The following is a 16,492-nucleotide window of genomic DNA, read 5'->3' on the forward strand; positions in this document are numbered from 1 at the left end:
TGACAGCCCGCTAGACGTTCGAGACGCGCACCATCTCGTCGCGCTCGACGACCTTGACGCGTGTGCGTCCGACCGCCTCGCCGAGGCCGAGCTCGTGCTGGTCGAGGTTGTGCCAACCGTCGAGGTTCGTGAACTCCACACCGCGGCTGCGGAGCAGTTCGACGACCGACTCCTCGTCGGGGTGGGCGGGCGCCCACCAGTTCGCCTGGTCGTTGAGCACGTGCTTGATGGTCTCCATCGCATCGCTCTTGGTGTGGCCGATGAGACCGACCGGTCCGCGCTTGATCCAGCCGGTGGCGTAGATGCCGTACATCTGCTCGTCGTTGTCGTCGATCACCTGACCCTCCCGGTTGGGGATGACGCCGCGCTTCTCGTCGAACGGGATGCCGTCGAGCGGCGAGCCGAAGTATCCGACCGCGCGGTACAACGCCTGGATCGGGATCTCGCGGATCTCGCCCGTGCCCCGCGTTCCGCCCGCGCCGTCGGGCTCGGTGCGCTCGTAGCGGATCGCCTCGACCCGGTCGGTGCCGACGATTTCGAGCGGCTTGGCGTGGAAGTGCAGGTGCAGACGGCGCGACGCCGTTCCGGTCTCGCGTGCCCGCCACTGGGTGAGCACCTTGTCGATCACGAAGACCTGCTTGTTGCTGGCGATCGCGGCCTTCGAGGCCTCGTCGTAGTCGAAGTCCTCGTCGTAGAGGATCATGTCGACGTCCTCGAGCTCGCCGAGTTCGCGCAGCTCGAGCGGCGAGAACTTCACCTGCGCGGGGCCGCGGCGCCCGAACACGTGCACGTCGGTGACCGGGGAGTTCTTGAGCCCCTGGTAGACGTTGTCGGGGATCTCGGTCGGCAGCAGGTTGTCGGCGTGCTTGGCAAGCATGCGCGCCACGTCGAGGGCGACGTTGCCGTTGCCGATGACCGCGACGGATGACGCGTCAAGAGGCCACTCGCGGGGGAAGTCGGGGTGCCCGTCGTACCAGCTCACGAAGTCGGCGGCACCGTAGCTCCCGGGCAGGTCGACGCCGGGGATCACGAGGGGCGCGTCCTTGATCGAGCCGGTGGAGAAGATCACGGCGTTGTAGTGCTTCTTGAGGTCGTCGAGCGTGATGTCGCGGCCGAAGAGCACGTTGCCGAAGAGGCGGATCTGGCCCGAGTCGAGCACGTCGCGCAGGGCGTTGACGATGCCCTTGATGCGCGGGTGGTCGGGGGCGACGCCGTAGCGCACGAGCCCGTAGGGCGCGGGGAGCTGCTCGAACAGGTCGATCGAGACGTCGAACTGCTTCTCCGCCTTCAGCAGAATGTCAGCGGCGTAGATACCGGCGGGGCCGGCTCCGACGATGGCCAATCGCAATTTGGTCATGTTGGATGTGTTCCGTTCGTATTGGGCTGGTGGGATCTCGACAGGCTCGACCCCCGGGAAATGATTCAGTTGGACCGCTCGACCACCGTGTCGGCGAAGCGGGTGAGCGATTTTTTGACCGGACCGTCGGGCAGCGGGGTCAGCGCTTCGACGGCCTCGCTCGCCCAGCGCTGCGCCTCGGCGCGGGTGCGCGCGGTCACCTCGTGGTCGCGCAGCTCGTCGATCGCGTCGTCGAGGTCGGCGTCGAGCTCGGGCGTCGACAGCCCGTGTCCGATGGCTTCCACGGCGCGTTCGATGCGGGCGAGCAGTGCGGCCGCATCGGCGTCGGTGAGCGCGAGCTGGCGCAGGTACAGCAGCGGGAGCGTGGAGACCCCGGCGCGCAGGTCGGTTCCCGGCACCTTGCCGGTCTCCTCGCCCGACTCGGCGAGGTCGATGATGTCGTCGATCAGCTGGAACGCAACGCCGATCTTCTCGCCGAACTCGACGACGGGCGCGTTGAACCGCTCGGGCGCACCCGCGGTGATCACGCCGACCGCCGCGGCCGCCGCGATGAGCGAACCGGTCTTGTCGGCGAGCACCTGGATGTAGTGGGCGATCTCGTCTTCGCCGTCACGCGGCCCGATGGTCTCGTGCAGCTGGCCGAGGCACAGCCGTTCGAAGGTGTCGGCCTGGAGCCGGATGACGCGTTCCCCGAGATTGGCCACCAGCTTGCTCGCCCGGGCGAACAGCAGGTCGCCGGTGAGGATGGCCACCGAGTTGCCCCACACGGCCTGCGCCGTGGGGACGCCGCGGCGCATGGTCGATTCGTCCATCACGTCGTCGTGGTAGAGCGAGGCGAGGTGGGTGATCTCGATGGCCTTCGCCGCGGCGAAGACCTGCTCGCTGTTGCCGTCGCCGAGCTGGGCCGAGAGCAGGGTGAGCAACGGGCGCACGCGCTTGCCGCCCGCTTCGAGCAGGTAGCGGCTCGTGACATCCGCCATATCGTCCGCGAACGACATCTCGACCAGGAGGCCGTCCTCGACGGTGTCGAGCCCACCCTCGATCTCTTTCACGAACCTGCGCTCGTCGCTCGAGGCGAAAAGCTTGTCGCCCAGGCCGAGCGATGAGCTCAGGGTGTTCCTGCGGCGAGCAAGGGGAACGCTGGCGTTCACTCTGTGACCGTTTTTCTGCTGGGAAACCGTTGTGCGGTCTCGGCGAAGTTACTGGGGCTGGACGGGGATCGACCGGGTGGTCGCGCTCTTCTTGCGCTTGGCGACCGACGCGAGCACCGTGGCGTCTTCGGGTTTGCGACCGCGGTGCAGGGCGACGACGCCCGCGGTGAGGTTGCGCCAGGCGACACGGGTGAAACCGACGCCGCGGATCCAGCGGCTGAGCTCGCCCTGATCGGGCCAGGCGCGGATCGACTCCTCGAGGTAGTCGTAGGCGGCCGTGTTCGAGCTGGTGGCTCCGGCGACGACGGGCATGACGTACTTGAGGTAGGCGTTGTACCCGACACGCAACAGGGCGAGGGGCGGCTTCGAGAACTCGCAGATCACGAGGCGTCCGCCGGGCTTGAGCACGCGGTACATCTCGGCGAGCGCGGCCTTCGGATCGTTGATGTTGCGCAGGCCGAAGCTGATCGTGACGGCGTCGAACTCGTTGTCACCGAACGGCAGGTGCTCGGCGTTTCCCTCGACGAACTCGAGGTCGGGGTGGCGGCGTCGGCCCTCGGCGATCATGCCGGGCGAGAAGTCGAAGGCCACTACGGTGGCGCCGGTCTTGGTGAGGGCCACCGAACTCGTGCCGGTTCCCGCGGCGATGTCGAGGATGCGCTCCCCGGGTTGCGGGTTTATTGCTCGCACAGTTGCGAAGCGCCAAATCGGGGCATTGCCCGCCGAGAGAACGTTGTTGGTCCGGTCGTAGTGCTTCGCGACACCGTCGAACATGTTCGCTACCTCGTCGGGCTGCTTCTGCATGTCGGCTTTAGTCACCCGCCAAGTCTACTGAGATACGCGATTCGCTGTCTGAGTGGAGGGCGGGGGTACGCTGTTGAGGTGAGCATGCCTGCCGGATCCATCGCCCATCTGGCCGTCGAAACGATCCAGATCGACGATATCGGTCCCCTGATTCCGCTGCTCGACTCCCGCGATCCGCTGCTGTTCATCCGTCGCGGCCAGGGCATCGCCGGTATCGGCGAGGCGATGCGCCTCGAGTTCACCGGCCCGAACCGCATGGCCGACGCCGCGGCGGCCTGGCGCGAGGTGCTCGCCGACGCGTCGATCGTCGACCCGCTGGGCATCCCCGGCACGGGTCTGGTGGCCCTCGGCAGCTTCGCGTTCTCCGAGCATTCGGCCGCGACCAGCGTGCTCATCGTCCCCTCGGTCATCGTCGGCCGCAAGGGCGCGACATCGTGGATCACCCGCGTGAATTCGGATGCGCCCCTCCCCCGCCCGCACGCGTTCGGCGCGGAGTACCGCATCTCGCTGCTGCCCGGCGCCATGAAGGGCGACGCGTTCATCGCCGCCGTAGACACGGCGCTCGAGCGCATCCATGCCGGCGACGTGCGCAAGGTGGTGCTCGCCCGCGACCTCATCGGCCACCTGCCCGAAGGGGCCGACCTGCGCCTCGTGCTGGCGTCGCTCGCGCTCGGCTACCCCGACTGCTTCACCTACGCGGTGAACGGCTTCATCGGCAGCTCGCCCGAGACCCTGGTGCGCGTCGACGCCGGCAGCGTGAGCGCCCGCGTGCTCGCCGGAACGATCAGCCGCGGCGCCGACGCCCAGGCCGACCACGACGCAGCGGTCTCGCTCGCGACCTCCACCAAAGACCTCGACGAGCACCAGTACGCGCTGACCAGCGTGCTCACCGCCCTCGCTCCGCACAGCTCCACCCTCACCGCGAGCGACCAGCCGTTCACGCTCAAGCTGCCCAACCTGTGGCACCTCGCGAGCGACGTCGCCGGAACGCTGAGCGACGGCTCGACCTCGCTCGACCTCATCGCCGCGCTGCACCCCACGGCTGCTGTCGCCGGCGCGCCGACCCAGGCGGCGCTCGACCTGATCCACGAGCTCGAGCCCTTCGACCGCGGCCGCTACGCCGGACCGGTCGGCTGGGTCGGCGCGAACGGTGACGGCGAGTGGGCCGTGGCGCTGCGCTCGGCGCACGTGTCGCACACCGGACGCGTCACCGCCTACGCGGGCGGCGGCATCGTCGACGGCTCCGACCCGGCCCGCGAGCTGGCCGAGACGAAGATGAAATTCCGGCCGATCGTCGAGGCGTTCGGCTAGCACCTCGCGGGCGGTGCGACGCCGCGACGCTTACGGGCTGAACAGCGAGACGACGCCCACGACGCCAAGCGCCACGGGTGCGACGAGCGAGATCAAGGCCCCCGCCGAGGGCCGCATGCGGAGACGCCGGCCTACACCCCCGATGATTCCGATCGGCGCCCGGTCGTCGCGGTAGCGGCGCGTCTGGCTGCGGGCCTTGGGGCCGAGCGCGTGCACGAGCGAGAGCATGGCCGCGAAGTCCCGCGAGCGCCAGAGCCGCCACGGGCGGCCGACGTAGGCGACGAGCCATCCGTCGACGAGTTCGATCTCGCAGTCGGGAGCGACGTCGAGCATGACGGCCATCACATCCGGCGTGAAGATGTACAGCGCATCACGCTCGTATCCGGCCGGGCACAACAGTGTGAACGTGCGGTCGAAGTCGCCTTCCAAGCGGAGCCGCTGGCCCGACACGAACCGGGAGCCGGATGCGCCCAACACCCGCGACCGGCGGTTGAGCAGCACGATATGCGGCGTGGCCCGGTCGAGGCGCATCTGCACGAACGCCGCTCGACGCGGGTGAAGCCCCGAGCCGCGCCTGAACGTGGCCGCCGTGAAATCCCCGCCCTCGTCCACCACCCCCGAGGGCGACGAGACGACGTCGGTCGCCATCTGGTTGCCGGGCCGATCGGTCGCCGTACCGGCGAACCCGCCGAGCGGTTCTCTCGGCGAATAGACCAGTCCGTTCGTCACGGCGAGTCTGTCGATTCGCACCCGGCGAGCCACATTCCGCCAGATCAGCCACGCCAGTAGCCCGGTGTAGGCGGCCGTGACGACGGAGAACCCGCCGAATACACGTCTTTCCACCTCGTCGTCGAGCCCGGCGACGGGGATGAGGAGGACGATGACGGCGACCATCGTCGCGATATACACGACGACGACGACCGAAGTGACCCACCAGCGCTGCCCGAGCGGCGTACCGTGCTCGCGGTCGAGTCGGGCGACATCCCTCAGTCGTACGGTGCTGTCTCCGGCGTCGGTCGCCCCCGGTCTCGACACCCCGCTGCCCGTCACGGGTTCAGCATACGCACGCGCCCGGCCCGCGACCCGCGCCGGGCTCAGGTTTTCGCGAGCCGTTCCTTCTCCGCCTCGACGTCGTAGTCCGCCGCCGGCCACTCGAGGCCCATGCCCCGCAGCGCGTCGAGCAGCAGCCGCTGCACCGCTAAGCGGGCGTACCACTTGCGGTTCGCGGGAACCACGAACCACGGTGCATCCGGGGTCGACGTCTCGTCGAAGACCCGCTGGTAGGCGTCCTGGTACGCCGGCCACAGCTTGCGCTCGTCGACGTCGCCCGGGTTGTACTTCCAGTTCTTCTCGGGGGTCTCGAGCCGGGCGGTCAACCGCTTCTTCTGCTCGTCGGGTGAGATGTGCAGCATCACCTTCACGATCGTGGTCTGCTCGGCCACCAGTTGCGCCTCGAAGTCGTTGATGAGGCCGTACCGCTTCTCGATCTCGTCGGGCGTGGAGAAGCCGCGCACCCGGTGGATGAGCACGTCCTCGTAGTGCGAGCGGTCGAACACGCCGAGAAACCCGGCCGGCGGCAGCTGCTTGCGCACGCGCCAGAGGAAGTCGTGGGACTTCTCCTCGTCAGTCGGCGCCTTGAACGCGAACGCCTTGACGCCCTGCGGGTTCACCTGGCCGACGACGTGCCCGACGATGCCGCCCTTGCCCGCGGTGTCCATGGCCTGCAGCACGAGCAGCAGTCGCTTGCCGCCGCCGAACAGGCTCTGCGCGTAGAGGCGCTCCTGCAGGTCGGCGAGCTCGGCCGCGCCGTCGGCGAGAGCCTGCTCGCCCTCCTTCTTGCCGCCGTCGAAGCCCGGCACCCCGTCGGCGTCGACGTCGGCCAGCACGAATCCGGGTGTCACCCGCAGCAGTTCACTCATGCCGCAACGTTAGCTCCGCCCGTACCAAATGCAGGAGATTTCGCGTGCGAGGCCCCGGGACGCGCGCCAACGTGTGACTCGGTCGGGTTTCTCCTGCATTTGGTACAGCGCAGGTGCGTTCGCGACACGGGTCAGCGGGCGAGCGGGACCTCGATGAGGGTGGGGGTATCGGATGCCGTGAGCGAGGAATCGAGTTCGCCCCGGTTCGCGACGTGGCGGTACTCCCACCCGTACGCGGCGGCCAACCGCTCGACGGACACACTCTGCGGCGTGAACATCACCCGGTCGAGCGGCCCGCGTGGAGCTGTGGCGGCGACCTCGAGCAGGTCGAAGATGGTTCCCCCGCCGTCGTTGCCGACGATCACCTGCAGCCGCGGTCGGGGTTCGCCCACACCGAAGAGCAACGACCCGGCGTCGTGCAGCAGGGTGAGGTCGCCGAGCAGCACGCGCGTGACCCCTCCGGCCGTGGGACCCTCGAGCGACTGGCTGGCGAGCGCGATTCCGGTGGCCGTGGCGATCGTGCCGTCGATGCCGGCGAGACCGCGGTTGGCGTGGACGGTGATCTTCTTGCCGGGCGCGAACCGGTCGGCCTCGCGGATCAGCCGCGAGGCGCCGAGCACGAGCCGGTCGTGCGGCCAGGTCACGCGCCAGACGGCTTCGGCGAGCGCGCGGCGGGTGACAGGTGCGCGCAGCCCGGCGAGCACCTGCCGCGAGAACGCGGCCTGGTCTTTGGGCGCGGCCGAGATGGCGAGGTCGACGTCGGGCGAGTCCTGCTGCTCGAGCAGCGCTCGGCTCGTGGTGACCCAGCGGCCGAGCCAGGCGCGACCGGCACTCGAGTTGTCGGGCTCGCCGACGACACGGATCGCGTCGGCGAACGTCGCCACGGCGTGGCCCGGGTTGTAGTCGTCGACGGCGGCCGAGCGCACGACGGTGGTCGCGACATCCGGCCTCTGAATCAGCGCGGGGATCTCGCGGCTGAGCGTCGGGTGGCCGAAGACGATGACCCGCTCGACACGCTCGCCGAATTCGATGGCGGAGAGCAGTTCGCGGTAGGCGACCACGAGGTTCGGGCCGAAGTGGGCTCCGCTCGACACCTCGGCGAGCAGCGGTGCGCCGAGCGCCCGGGCGGTGGCCTCGGCGATCGCGCCGGCTCCGTGGCCGGCGACCACGACGGTGCCGGGCGCCTGGAACACCGGCATCGGGTCGCCGGCGAGCCGCGGCGGGGCGTAGACGACGGGCTCGCGCTCCTCGGGCAGAGGCACGATGGCCGAGAGCGGCTCGACGAACGCGATGTTCAGGTGCACCGGCCCGGTCGTGATCGGCGACGTGCCAGCCGCGGCGACCGCGGCCGCGGCCGCCGAACGGGCGGCCTCGATCTCGCCCGTTTCGCCGGTCGGCGCGGTGATGTCGAACGACGCGCGCAGGGCCGGTCCGAAGATGCCGGGCTGGGTCGTCGCCTGATTGGCGCCGATTCCGCGCAGCTCGGGCGGCCGGTCGGCCGACACGACGATGAGGGGGACGCCCGAGTGGTGCGCCTCGAGTACGGCGGGGTGCAGATTGGCGACGGCGGTGCCGGAGGTCGTGATGACGAGCACGGGCGTCGCGGTCTCGACGGCGAGACCGAGGGCGAGGAACGCCGCGCCGCGTTCGTCGATGCGCACGCGCAGACGGATGCGCCCGGCCTCTTCGAGTTCCGCGGCCGCGAGGGCTAGTGCCTGCGACCGGGAACCGGGACTCAATACGACGTCGCGCACCCCGAGGCGCACGAACTCGTCGAGGAGCGCGACCGCGAACTGGGATGCCGGCGAGCTACTCCTTGGGTGGGTCATCGTCGAGTTCGGCGAGTTCCTGCTCGAGACGGCGGATGCGCTCGTCTTGTTCCTCGTCGCGACGGAGGTTTCTCAGAAAGTTGGGGTCGTCGTCGGGGGCGACCTGGCGGGGTTCGCCGCCGCGGTCTTGGCGCTCTTTGCCGAGGAAGAACCAGAGCAGGGCGCCGATGACGGGCAGCAGCACGATGATGACGACCCAGACGACTTTGTTCAGGGCGCGCACACGACGGGTTTCGGTGAGGATGACGTCGACAACGGCGAAGACGTCTAGGGCCACCACCACGAACGGGAGGATGACGAGGAATCGAGCCATGCAGTCAATCTTAGGCTTCGCGCTGCCTACACTTGTCAGGTGAAGCCATGGTTGTTATATAGCGTGATCCGCCTCGCGATTTTCGCGGCGGTACTCACCGTGCTCTTGTTGGCACAGACCCCGGGTTGGATCGCCGCGATCATCGCCGCGGTCTTCGGCTTCGCCGCCTCCTACATCTTCCTCGGCCGGCTGCGCGAGCAGGTCGCCCGCGACGTGCAAGACCGCCGTTCCGGCAAGATCCGCCCGGACACCGACGACGAAGACGCCGAGGACCTGCTCCAGAACCAGACCTACCTCAAAGGCAGTGACCTAGAAGGCGATGGCCCAGGAAAGAAGTAGGGCGTAGAGCAGCCCGGTGAAGCTCGTGAGCTTGAGCACCAGGATGAGCTCGGCCGCGGTCTTGGCCGTGAGCGCGATGATGACCGCGGGGATCGCGATCAGCAGCGTCGCGTAGACGTAGGCCGCGTTGGCGAACTCCAGCACGAAGACCGCGAGGATCGCGTAGGGCACCAGCACGAGAACGCTGAACAGGATGCGCGAGGCCCGGTCGCCGATGATGACGCTGAGCGTCTTCTTTCCGGCCAGCTTGTCTTGGGCGATATCCCGGGTGTTGTTGATCACGAGCACCGCGACGGAGATGAGTCCGATCGCCACGGCGGCGAGCCAGTTCTCGACCGAGACGGTGCCGACCTGCACGTACATCGTGCCGGCGGTGGCGACGAGGCCGAAGAACACGAAGACGAAGACCTCTCCGAGCGCGTTGTAGCCGTAGGGCCGCTTGCCGCCCGTGTAGAACCAGGCCGCGACGATGCACGCCGCGCCGACCGCGAGGAGCCACCAGAGCTGGGTGAGCACGACGAGGGTGACGCCGGCGATCGCCGCGACGGCGAAGAAGGCGAGGGCGACGGTGAGCACGGCGCGGGGGCTCGCTGCGCCCGAGCCGGTGAGGCGCGACGGGCCGACGCGGTTTTTGTCGGTGCCGCGGATGCCGTCGGAATAGTCGTTCGCGTAGTTCACCGCGATCTGCAGAGCCAAGGCCACGGCGAGGCAGAGCAGCGCGCGAACCCAGTGCCAGCCCTCGTCGTTGTCGAACTGGTACGCGGTGGCCGTTCCGAGCAGGACGGGGGCGACGGCCAGCGGCAGGGTGCGAAGCCGCGCTCCGCCGATCCACTCCGCCGCGCCGGCCTTCTTCACCTTCACGGCCCCGGGCGGGCGCCCACCCGGCCGACCGCTCCTGCCGGCGTTCTTCGCGGGCGTGGTCGTTGATCTCTTCTTCGCGTCTGGCACAGCGAAAGTCTAACGAGCGATCCCTGCGCGGACGGCGAGGCGATCGGGCTTGCCGGACGGCAGCATCGGCAGCGATTCGAGCACCACGATGCGGCCGGGAACGGCGGCGCGTCCCAACCGGGCGACGACGGCCGGCTTGAGCCGGTCGAGCGGGTAGTCCGTCGTCGTCACGAGCACCGGCACCTCGCCCCACTGCTCGTCGGGCTCCGACACGATGACCGCGTCGCCCAACCCGTCGATCTCGCGCACGAACCGCTCGAGGGCGCCGAGCGACACCTTCAGGCCACCCGAGATGATGACATCGTCGAGGCGCCCGATCACGTGCAGAACCCCGTCGACGATCTCGCCCGCGTCGCCCGTGCGGTACCAGCGGCGCGCGTGCTCGGTGCGGAACGCGGCATCCGTTCTCTGCGGATCCTCGAGGTAGCCCTCGGCCAGCACGGGACCGGCGAGCTCGATCTGCCCGTCGACGATGCGTGCCTCGGTCGACCCGATCGGAACCCCGTCGTACACGCAGCCGCCGCTCGTCTCGCTCGAGCCGTAGGTTCGGGTGACGTTGAGGCCGAGCTCGAGGGCGCGCGCGATGAGCGACACGGGCGTCGCCTGACCGCCGACGAGGATGCGGTCGAACCGGCGCAGGGCGGCGAGGGCAGCGTCCTCGTCGATAAGCCGCGCCAGCTGTGCGGGCACGAGCGACGTGTAGCGCTGGGCGTGGTCCATGGCGCCGGCCGCGGCGATGAACGAGTCGGCGTCGAAATGCCCGGACGCGACGACGACCGGCAGGGTCTCCGCGGTGAGCGAGCGAACGAGCACGTTGATGCCGGCGATGTAGGTGGTCGGCAGAGCGAGCAGCCACTGTCCCGGGCCGCCGAGAGCGGTGTCGGATGCCGCGGCGCTCGCCAAGAGCGCGTCGCTCGACAGTGCCACCCGCTTCGGTGTTCCCGTCGAGCCGCTCGACTCGATGACGAGTGCCACGCGCTGCGGCACGGTGGCCGGCAGGGCGCCGGTGGGCTCGCCCGCGAACACGGCCGGACCCTCGCCGGAGAGCGCCCCGCGCAGGGCCACGAACATGTCGTGAGCCGCGGTCGCGACGAGCGCCCTCGTCATCAGTACTGCCAGGGGTACGGCGACCAGTCGGGCGCGCGCTTCTCGAGGAACGCGTCGCGGCCCTCGACCGCCTCGTCGGTGCCGTAGGCGAGACGGGTGGCCTCGCCGGCGAAGACCTGCTGGCCGACCATGCCGTCGTCGACCGCGTTGAACGCGAACTTCAGCATGCGGATGGCCGTGGGGCTCTTGCCGAGGATCGTGTTGGCCCAGCGGTAGGCCTCGGTCTCGAGCTCGGCGTGCGGCACGACCGCGTTGATCGCGCCGATCTCGAGGGCACGTTGGGCGTCGTACTCCTCGGCGAGGAAGAAGATCTCGCGCGCGAACTTCTGGCCGACCTGGCGGGCGAAGTAGGCGCTGCCGTAGCCCCCGTCGAACGAGCCGACGTCGGCGTCGGTCTGCTTGAACTTGCCGTGCTCGGCGCTGGCGATCGACAGGTCGCAGACGACGTGCAGCGAGTGTCCGCCGCCGGCCGCCCAGCCGGGGATGACCGCGATGACGACCTTGGGCATGAAGCGGATGAGGCGCTGCACCTCGAGGATGTGCAGGCGCCCGGTCGTGGCGGCGCTCGGCGCGACCTCGCCCTCGTTTACCTCGTACAGATACCCGTCGCGCCCGCGGATGCGCTGGTCGCCGCCCGAGCAGAACGCCCAGCCGCCGTCTTTGGCGCTCGGGCCGTTTCCGGTGAGCAGCACGACCCCGATCGCCGAGTTCTGGCGCGCGTCGTCGAGCGCCCGGTAGAGCTCGTCGACCGTGTGCGGCCGGAAGGCGTTGCGTACCTCCGGCCGGTTGAACGCGATGCGCGCGACGCGGCCGGCGTTGTCGTGGTGGTACGTGACATCCGTCAGCGCTTCGAAGCCGGCGACCGGCTTCCACACGCTCGGGTCGAACAGGTCTGAGACGTCGGGCATGCTCCCCAGCCTACGCTCGGCCGATATATGCTTTCCCGAGCATCAGGCGGCAAAGCGGATGCTCGTGTGCACGGTAGAAACAGGACATCGCGGTCTTTACGACAAGGAGCGGCGATGCAAGGCAGACGGAGTCCACTGGGCCCCTACCTCCGAGCCCGCCGAGCGCTCGTCCAGCCCGAAGAGGTGGGACTACCGCGGGAGCCCGATCGACGGGTCGCGGGGCTCCGCCGCGAGGAGGTCGCCCGCCTCGCCGGAATCAGCCCGGAGTACTACCTCCGCCTCGAGCAGGGCCGCGACCACCAGCCATCCGATCAGGTCATAGCCGCGTTAGCGCGAGCGCTGAGGTTGGACGGCGAATCTGCCGCCTACCTTCGGAAACTGGCGCAGGGCGGCGCCGAGGGCCGGGAGCCTTTTGCCGATTCTTTCGCCGTGGACGCGTCCGTTCAGGCCCTTCTGGCGCAATGGGCGCACACCCCTGCTTTTGTGATCAACCGCACCCAGGACGTTCTCGTCTCGAACGCCCTCGCCAGCGCCCTCGGTCCCGGATATATGGAACCGGGGGCGAACCTCGTGTTCCAGATCTTTTCATCGGAGGCGCGGGCCAACGCCGCCGACTGGGAACAGACGGCCAACAAGGCGGTCGCCGCCTTGAGAATGCACGCAGATCTGAACGACCCCCGTCTGCAGGAAATCGTCGGCGCGCTGTCCACGAGCGATCCGGACTTCCCGAGAATCTGGGCCAGGCACGACACCGCTTCGCTGACGAGCGGCGTGTCACGGCACCACATCGAGCCCATCGGCTGGGTGGATTTCAATTGGCAGAATTTCGCCATTCCGGGAAGCACACACATCCTGGTGACGTACTGGGCCGATCCGGGATCCCCAGCTGAAACGGCCGTCGCCTATCTGGCCGCTCGAACGCTGCAGGCTCGCGCATTGACTGCAGGTGGCGCTAGTGGGGCGTCGGCGGGTTCGCGTCCAGAATCGATGCCAACTGCTGAAGCCGTTCCGACGACGCCGCGTCGACCGGCGCCCACAGCATGATCGTGGGCCCGTCGCTTCCGGGCCGATGCAGGTGCTCATAGGCGAGATGAATCTCGCCGACTAGCGGATTCTTGAAGACGACAGCGCCGCGGGTGTCCGGAGTCGCGGCTGGCGCGGCCCAGAGCTGCGCGAACGGCTCGCTCTGCGCCATGAGCTCGCCGACCAGTTCGCGGAACCGCGCATCCGCCTCGTGCCGCCGTAGGGAATCGCGCAACGCGGCAGCCACCCGACGCGCTTCGCTGCTCCACTCCGCCGCCGTCTCTTCGACCATCGGATTGAGGAACGTGAACCTGCCGAGGTTCGACCCCACCCGGAAGGCCGCCGAAACGGCTTGAGCGAGGGTATTCGAGGCCACGACATCGAGGTAACGATCGAACACGACCATGGGCGACGCGACCGCATCGATGAAGTCGTTCCATGACAGCGCCGGCGCCACCGCAATATTCCTCACGAACTGACGTTATGCCGAAGAGTCCGCGGCATGGCTGGCCCTCTCACGGTCACCCACCGCGCCGAAACGGACTCCCAAGCCCGCATAGCGGGCCGCAATCGGCGAAGCAGCACCCTTTCCCCACAGAAACGGGGCCATGGCAGGGACACGCACGTTCCGGCGGAGCGATCTATCGTGAACTCACGGCCCGCGCGCGTGACACTGCCGACTCGCGTGGCGCGCCTGACGAACGAAAACCATCCCCGCGGGGACTCGAGAAAGACTGGCTATGTACGACAGCGGGCAGAATCCCATGGGCGTCGCCCCCGAACGACGAGAACTATTGGCTCGTGCCGTCACGGCAGGAAAGACCCCGGGCGGGCGCCTCATGCTCGTCGGCGAGCCCGGCATGGGCAAGTCCTATCTCATCGACGCCGTTCTCCGATCGCTCGATGGCGCGCGGCAGGTGCTGTTCACGCGGACGACCGCCGGTGACCATGAACCGTTCGCCGGGCTCCGCGACCTCCTCGCGAGAATCCCGGACGAGGCATTCCAGCAGCTCCCCTCCGAACAGCGAGACCCGGTGCTCGCCGTGCTCGGCCGGGGACCGAGCGTGCATTCTGATCCTGCGACGCTGCAGGCAGGCGTGACGCAGATCCTGTCCGATATCTCGCGGGGTGGCGCCGCGATCGTCGTCGATGAATGGCAGTGGCTCGACCCGGAGACGCGTCGGCTCGTCGAGCGTGCGCTGCTCCGTCCAGAGATCGGGTCGGCACTCTCTATCGTTGCGGCCCGAAGCGCGGACGGCAGCCCCGAGGACCTTGCGGTGCGGCCGCTTTTCGCGTCGACAGACGTCGCGGCGGTCGTCGAGCTGCGTGCAGCCTCGGTGCGGCGCGTCGTCGCCGACGCAGGATTCGGAAAACTGTCGCCGTCGACCATGGCGGACGTGACTGAGGTGAGCGGTGGGAATCCGCTCTGGGCCATGGAGCTCGCTTCCGCGCGAGCGAATGGCGATCCTCGTCGGTCGCCGTCCATTTCGGTGGTCGAGGCGATGCGGGACCGGGTAGCCGCTCTCCCGACCTCGGTCCGCGACGCCTTGGCGCTCGTCGCAGTACTCGGATCAATCGGGGTGGACGACCTGGAGGCGCTTCGCACCAATGCGGTGACGGCCGTCGCCGTCGGAGTCGAGCGTCGGGTCTTCCGCTTTGAGGACGGCGTGGTCTCGGCCGCACATCCGCTTCTCGCTGCCGCGGCACTCAACGCGCTCACTCCGGACGAAGAGCGCGCCTTGAACGCCGCCGTCTCGGTACTACCGTTGTCGGCTTTCCGCCAGCTGGAACACCGCAATGCCGGCGCGCAGCCGGGAGTACACGAGGGGCTCGCGCTCGAACTGTCCACCGCGACGGCCCGTGCGCGCTGCTCCGGGGCGACGGAGACGGCCTTTCGTCTCGCCCGGAAGGCACTCGTCCGCACCGGGCAGGACTCCACGCACCGCCCGAGTCGGGTTGCCGACGCGGCCGAACTCGCATTCGCTATCGGAGATGCCGCCCTTGCCCTCGAGATCGTGGCCGAGCTGGACCTGGTGGTCCTCTCGGTGCCGGTATTCGATCGCTCCCTCTCGGTGCTGGTGCTCGCGCTGGACAAGACCGGTGGTCAGACCGCGGTCGTGCGCCGACTGGAATCCCTGCAGCGTGCCGCACCGATCGCCACCCCGCACTGGAACATCATCGAGACGTGGCGGGTCATCTCCTCGCACGGACAGGACGATGACGCGGTACGACGACTGCTGGAACTGGTCGACGTCTTGCCAGGTACGGAGACGCCTCGGACGGTGAGCGCCGCCCTACAGTGGGCGGCGTATTTCCGACTGGAGCGGGGCGAAGGCGTCGACGACGCTCTCGTCGCAGGTGTCCGTGCCGTCGAACGTGTCGCAGGCGCACCGGCTTTGGAGGACACGGCCGACGCCATGGAGGCGCTCTGGCCGCATCAGGCCGACGACCTCGTGCGGTCCCGCGCCAACCTCACCACCTTCATCCGCGCCGCCAAGGCTGCCGGTGAGTCGTACGCGACCGTACAAGGCCTGGCCCACGCAACCATCGTCGAAACGATCGCCGGTCGGCTCGACGCGGCGCAGCCGCTTCTGCTGCAGACGGAGGAGGAAGCCCGCGCGTTGCAGCTCCTGCCGCCCAGCGTGTATCGGGCGCGGGCGCTGATAGCGCTGGCGCGAAACGATCGGGAATTGCTGGACGAGCTGCTCCTCGGCCGGATGAGTCCGGCGGCCGAGAACCACGGGTCGCTGCTCCGCGCGGGGGTGGCGGGTCTCGACAACGCCTATTCGGAGCGCTGGGACGATGCGCTCGAGGATCTGGAGGTTGCCTACTCCGCGGCGAGGTCACGCCACATCGACGAGCCCGGCAAGCGGCTTTGGATCGACGTGGAGCTCGTCCGCGCACTCGTCCACATCGGCGACGTCGACCGGGCCACCGCGATCACGGCGGATCTCGCGGTTCTCGGTCAGCGTCCGATGCGCGCCCACGCGCGCGGTCAGGCGCTGAGGCTGCAGGCGCTCTTGGCGGCCCGGCTGGGCGATGACGAACGCGCGCTCCGGCTCTCCTCAGACGGCCTCGCGGCGCTGCGACGAGGCGGCTTCCAGCCGGAACTCGTCCGTGCGCAGCTAGAGCAGATCGAACTGCTGCGGAGCATGGGACAGGTCGCCCGCGGTCGTCACCTGCTCTCCACCGTGACGGAGTCCGCGGCACGGATCGGCGACCCGCGGCTCATCGGGAGGGCTGAGTCGGCCCGTGCCCGGCTCGAGTCCGACGACGGTCGGGCCACACTCACTCCGGCGGAACTACGGGTGGCGCGCGCTGCGGCCTCGGGTCAGACGAACCGGGAGATCGCCGCCGAGCTGTTTCTGAGCATCCGAACTGTCGAGACGCATCTGGCTTCGGGTTATCGCAAGATCGGGGTACGCACGCGCACGCAGCTTGCCCTGAGCCTCCACGATCTGACGCTCGAAGCATCCGCCTGAT

The 16,492-nt window shown here is 68.9% G+C and carries 15 protein-coding genes and 1 pseudogene; 5 read left to right on the forward strand and 11 right to left on the reverse strand.

The genetic code is table 11. The features are described from left to right. Positions 1–10: 10 nt before the first annotated feature. The 3 genes from IEV96_RS10405 to ubiE all read right to left on the reverse strand — a co-directional run bounded on the left by IEV96_RS10405 (position 11) and on the right by ubiE (position 3,312). Positions 11–1,357: an FAD-dependent oxidoreductase gene (locus IEV96_RS10405; protein WP_188510530.1), complete on the reverse strand. Its 1,347-nt coding sequence runs from the start codon at positions 1,355–1,357 to the stop codon at positions 11–13. A 65-nt stretch (positions 1,358–1,422) separates the two neighbouring features. Then, positions 1,423–2,508 (reverse strand): polyprenyl synthetase family protein, encoded by a 1,086-nt coding sequence (locus IEV96_RS10410; RefSeq protein WP_188510531.1) that lies wholly within the window; start codon positions 2,506–2,508, stop codon positions 1,423–1,425. Positions 2,509–2,556: 48 nt separating this feature from the next. Continuing rightward, positions 2,557–3,312, reverse strand: coding sequence for a bifunctional demethylmenaquinone methyltransferase/2-methoxy-6-polyprenyl-1,4-benzoquinol methylase UbiE (gene ubiE, locus IEV96_RS10415; protein WP_188511220.1), 756 nt, complete (start codon positions 3,310–3,312; stop codon positions 2,557–2,559). Between the two features lie 84 nt (positions 3,313–3,396). Here ubiE and IEV96_RS10420 point away from each other — a divergent pair, with 84 nt between their 5' ends. Then, entirely contained in the window at positions 3,397–4,623 is a 1,227-nt protein-coding gene (locus tag IEV96_RS10420) for an isochorismate synthase (protein WP_188510532.1), read from the forward strand. A 30-nt stretch (positions 4,624–4,653) separates the two neighbouring features. On the opposite strand, the gene IEV96_RS10425 is transcribed toward IEV96_RS10420, so the two are convergent. From IEV96_RS10425 to IEV96_RS10440, 4 genes are all read right to left on the reverse strand, one after another. Next, a complete protein-coding gene (locus tag IEV96_RS10425; protein ID WP_188510533.1) occupies positions 4,654–5,673 on the reverse strand; it encodes a hypothetical protein in 1,020 nt (339 codons plus the stop codon). A 44-nt stretch (positions 5,674–5,717) separates the two neighbouring features. After that, positions 5,718–6,542 carry a polyphosphate kinase 2 family protein gene (locus IEV96_RS10430; protein WP_188510534.1) on the reverse strand — a complete coding sequence of 275 codons (825 nt, stop codon included), beginning with the start codon at positions 6,540–6,542 and terminating at the stop codon, positions 5,718–5,720. 131 nt (positions 6,543–6,673) lie between these two features. Continuing rightward, a complete protein-coding gene (gene menD, locus IEV96_RS10435) occupies positions 6,674–8,371 on the reverse strand; it encodes a 2-succinyl-5-enolpyruvyl-6-hydroxy-3-cyclohexene-1-carboxylic-acid synthase (protein ID WP_188510535.1) in 1,698 nt (565 codons plus the stop codon). Beyond that, on the reverse strand, positions 8,352–8,684 hold the full coding sequence (locus IEV96_RS10440) for a PLDc N-terminal domain-containing protein (protein WP_188510536.1): 333 nt from the start codon (positions 8,682–8,684) through the stop codon (positions 8,352–8,354). Before IEV96_RS10440 ends, menD begins: the two co-directional genes overlap by 20 nt. A gap of 39 nt (positions 8,685–8,723) precedes the next feature. Here IEV96_RS10440 and IEV96_RS10445 point away from each other — a divergent pair, with 39 nt between their 5' ends. After that, on the forward strand, positions 8,724–9,023 hold the full coding sequence (locus tag IEV96_RS10445; RefSeq protein WP_188510537.1) for a DUF4229 domain-containing protein: 300 nt from the start codon (positions 8,724–8,726) through the stop codon (positions 9,021–9,023). On the opposite strand, the gene IEV96_RS10450 is transcribed toward IEV96_RS10445, so the two are convergent. From IEV96_RS10450 to IEV96_RS10460, 3 genes are read right to left on the reverse strand one after another with little or no spacing between them, the layout of a single operon-like run. Continuing rightward, the gene (locus IEV96_RS10450) at positions 8,994–9,971 is read right to left on the reverse strand and encodes a 1,4-dihydroxy-2-naphthoate polyprenyltransferase (protein WP_188510538.1); all 978 of its coding nucleotides are present in this window, start codon (positions 9,969–9,971) and stop codon (positions 8,994–8,996) included. The two genes, IEV96_RS10445 and IEV96_RS10450, sit on opposite strands and share 30 nt — an antisense overlap. Before the next feature lie 9 nt (positions 9,972–9,980). Further along, on the reverse strand, positions 9,981–11,078 hold the full coding sequence (locus IEV96_RS10455) for an AMP-binding protein (RefSeq protein ID WP_188510539.1): 1,098 nt from the start codon (positions 11,076–11,078) through the stop codon (positions 9,981–9,983). Continuing rightward, complete coding sequence (locus tag IEV96_RS10460) at positions 11,078–11,986, reverse strand: 1,4-dihydroxy-2-naphthoyl-CoA synthase (protein WP_188510540.1); 909 nt, start codon at positions 11,984–11,986, stop codon at positions 11,078–11,080. Before IEV96_RS10460 ends, IEV96_RS10455 begins: the two co-directional genes overlap by 1 nt. 114 nt (positions 11,987–12,100) lie before the next feature. Between IEV96_RS10460 and IEV96_RS16860 the strand changes: the two are divergent. Both IEV96_RS16860 and IEV96_RS10465 read left to right on the forward strand, forming a co-directional pair. Further along, positions 12,101–12,289: pseudogene (locus IEV96_RS16860) on the forward strand (helix-turn-helix domain-containing protein); the annotation flags it as partial. A gap of 42 nt (positions 12,290–12,331) precedes the next feature. Continuing rightward, positions 12,332–13,030 (forward strand): MmyB family transcriptional regulator, encoded by a 699-nt coding sequence (locus IEV96_RS10465; protein ID WP_229733223.1) that lies wholly within the window; start codon positions 12,332–12,334, stop codon positions 13,028–13,030. On the opposite strand, the gene IEV96_RS10470 is transcribed toward IEV96_RS10465, so the two are convergent. Beyond that, complete coding sequence (locus IEV96_RS10470) at positions 12,939–13,466, reverse strand: MmyB family transcriptional regulator (RefSeq protein ID WP_188510542.1); 528 nt, start codon at positions 13,464–13,466, stop codon at positions 12,939–12,941. The two genes, IEV96_RS10465 and IEV96_RS10470, sit on opposite strands and share 92 nt — an antisense overlap. Before the next feature lie 283 nt (positions 13,467–13,749). On the opposite strand from IEV96_RS10470, the gene IEV96_RS10475 reads away from it, so the two are divergent. Then, positions 13,750–16,491 carry a helix-turn-helix transcriptional regulator gene (locus IEV96_RS10475; protein WP_188510543.1) on the forward strand — a complete coding sequence of 914 codons (2,742 nt, stop codon included), beginning with the start codon at positions 13,750–13,752 and terminating at the stop codon, positions 16,489–16,491. The last annotated feature ends 1 nt before the right edge of the window (position 16,492 follow it).

Source organism: Conyzicola nivalis, from assembly GCF_014639655.1.
In the GTDB taxonomy this organism is placed as follows: domain Bacteria; phylum Actinomycetota; class Actinomycetes; order Actinomycetales; family Microbacteriaceae; genus Conyzicola; species Conyzicola nivalis.

Coding starts and splice junctions, on each gene's coding strand:
- IEV96_RS10420 (WP_188510532.1), top strand. CDS start 3,397: ATGCCTGCCGGATCCATCGCCCATCTGGCCGTCGAAACGATCCAGATC.
- IEV96_RS10440 (WP_188510536.1), bottom strand. CDS start 8,684: ATGGCTCGATTCCTCGTCATCCTCCCGTTCGTGGTGGTGGCCCTAGAC.
- menD (WP_188510535.1), bottom strand. CDS start 8,371: ATGACCCACCCAAGGAGTAGCTCGCCGGCATCCCAGTTCGCGGTCGCG.
- IEV96_RS10455 (WP_188510539.1), bottom strand. CDS start 11,078: ATGACGAGGGCGCTCGTCGCGACCGCGGCTCACGACATGTTCGTGGCC.
- IEV96_RS10430 (WP_188510534.1), bottom strand. CDS start 6,542: ATGAGTGAACTGCTGCGGGTGACACCCGGATTCGTGCTGGCCGACGTC.
- ubiE (WP_188511220.1), bottom strand. CDS start 3,312: ATGCAGAAGCAGCCCGACGAGGTAGCGAACATGTTCGACGGTGTCGCG.
- IEV96_RS10460 (WP_188510540.1), bottom strand. CDS start 11,986: ATGCCCGACGTCTCAGACCTGTTCGACCCGAGCGTGTGGAAGCCGGTC.
- IEV96_RS10475 (WP_188510543.1), top strand. CDS start 13,750: ATGTACGACAGCGGGCAGAATCCCATGGGCGTCGCCCCCGAACGACGA.
- IEV96_RS10405 (WP_188510530.1), bottom strand. CDS start 1,357: ATGACCAAATTGCGATTGGCCATCGTCGGAGCCGGCCCCGCCGGTATC.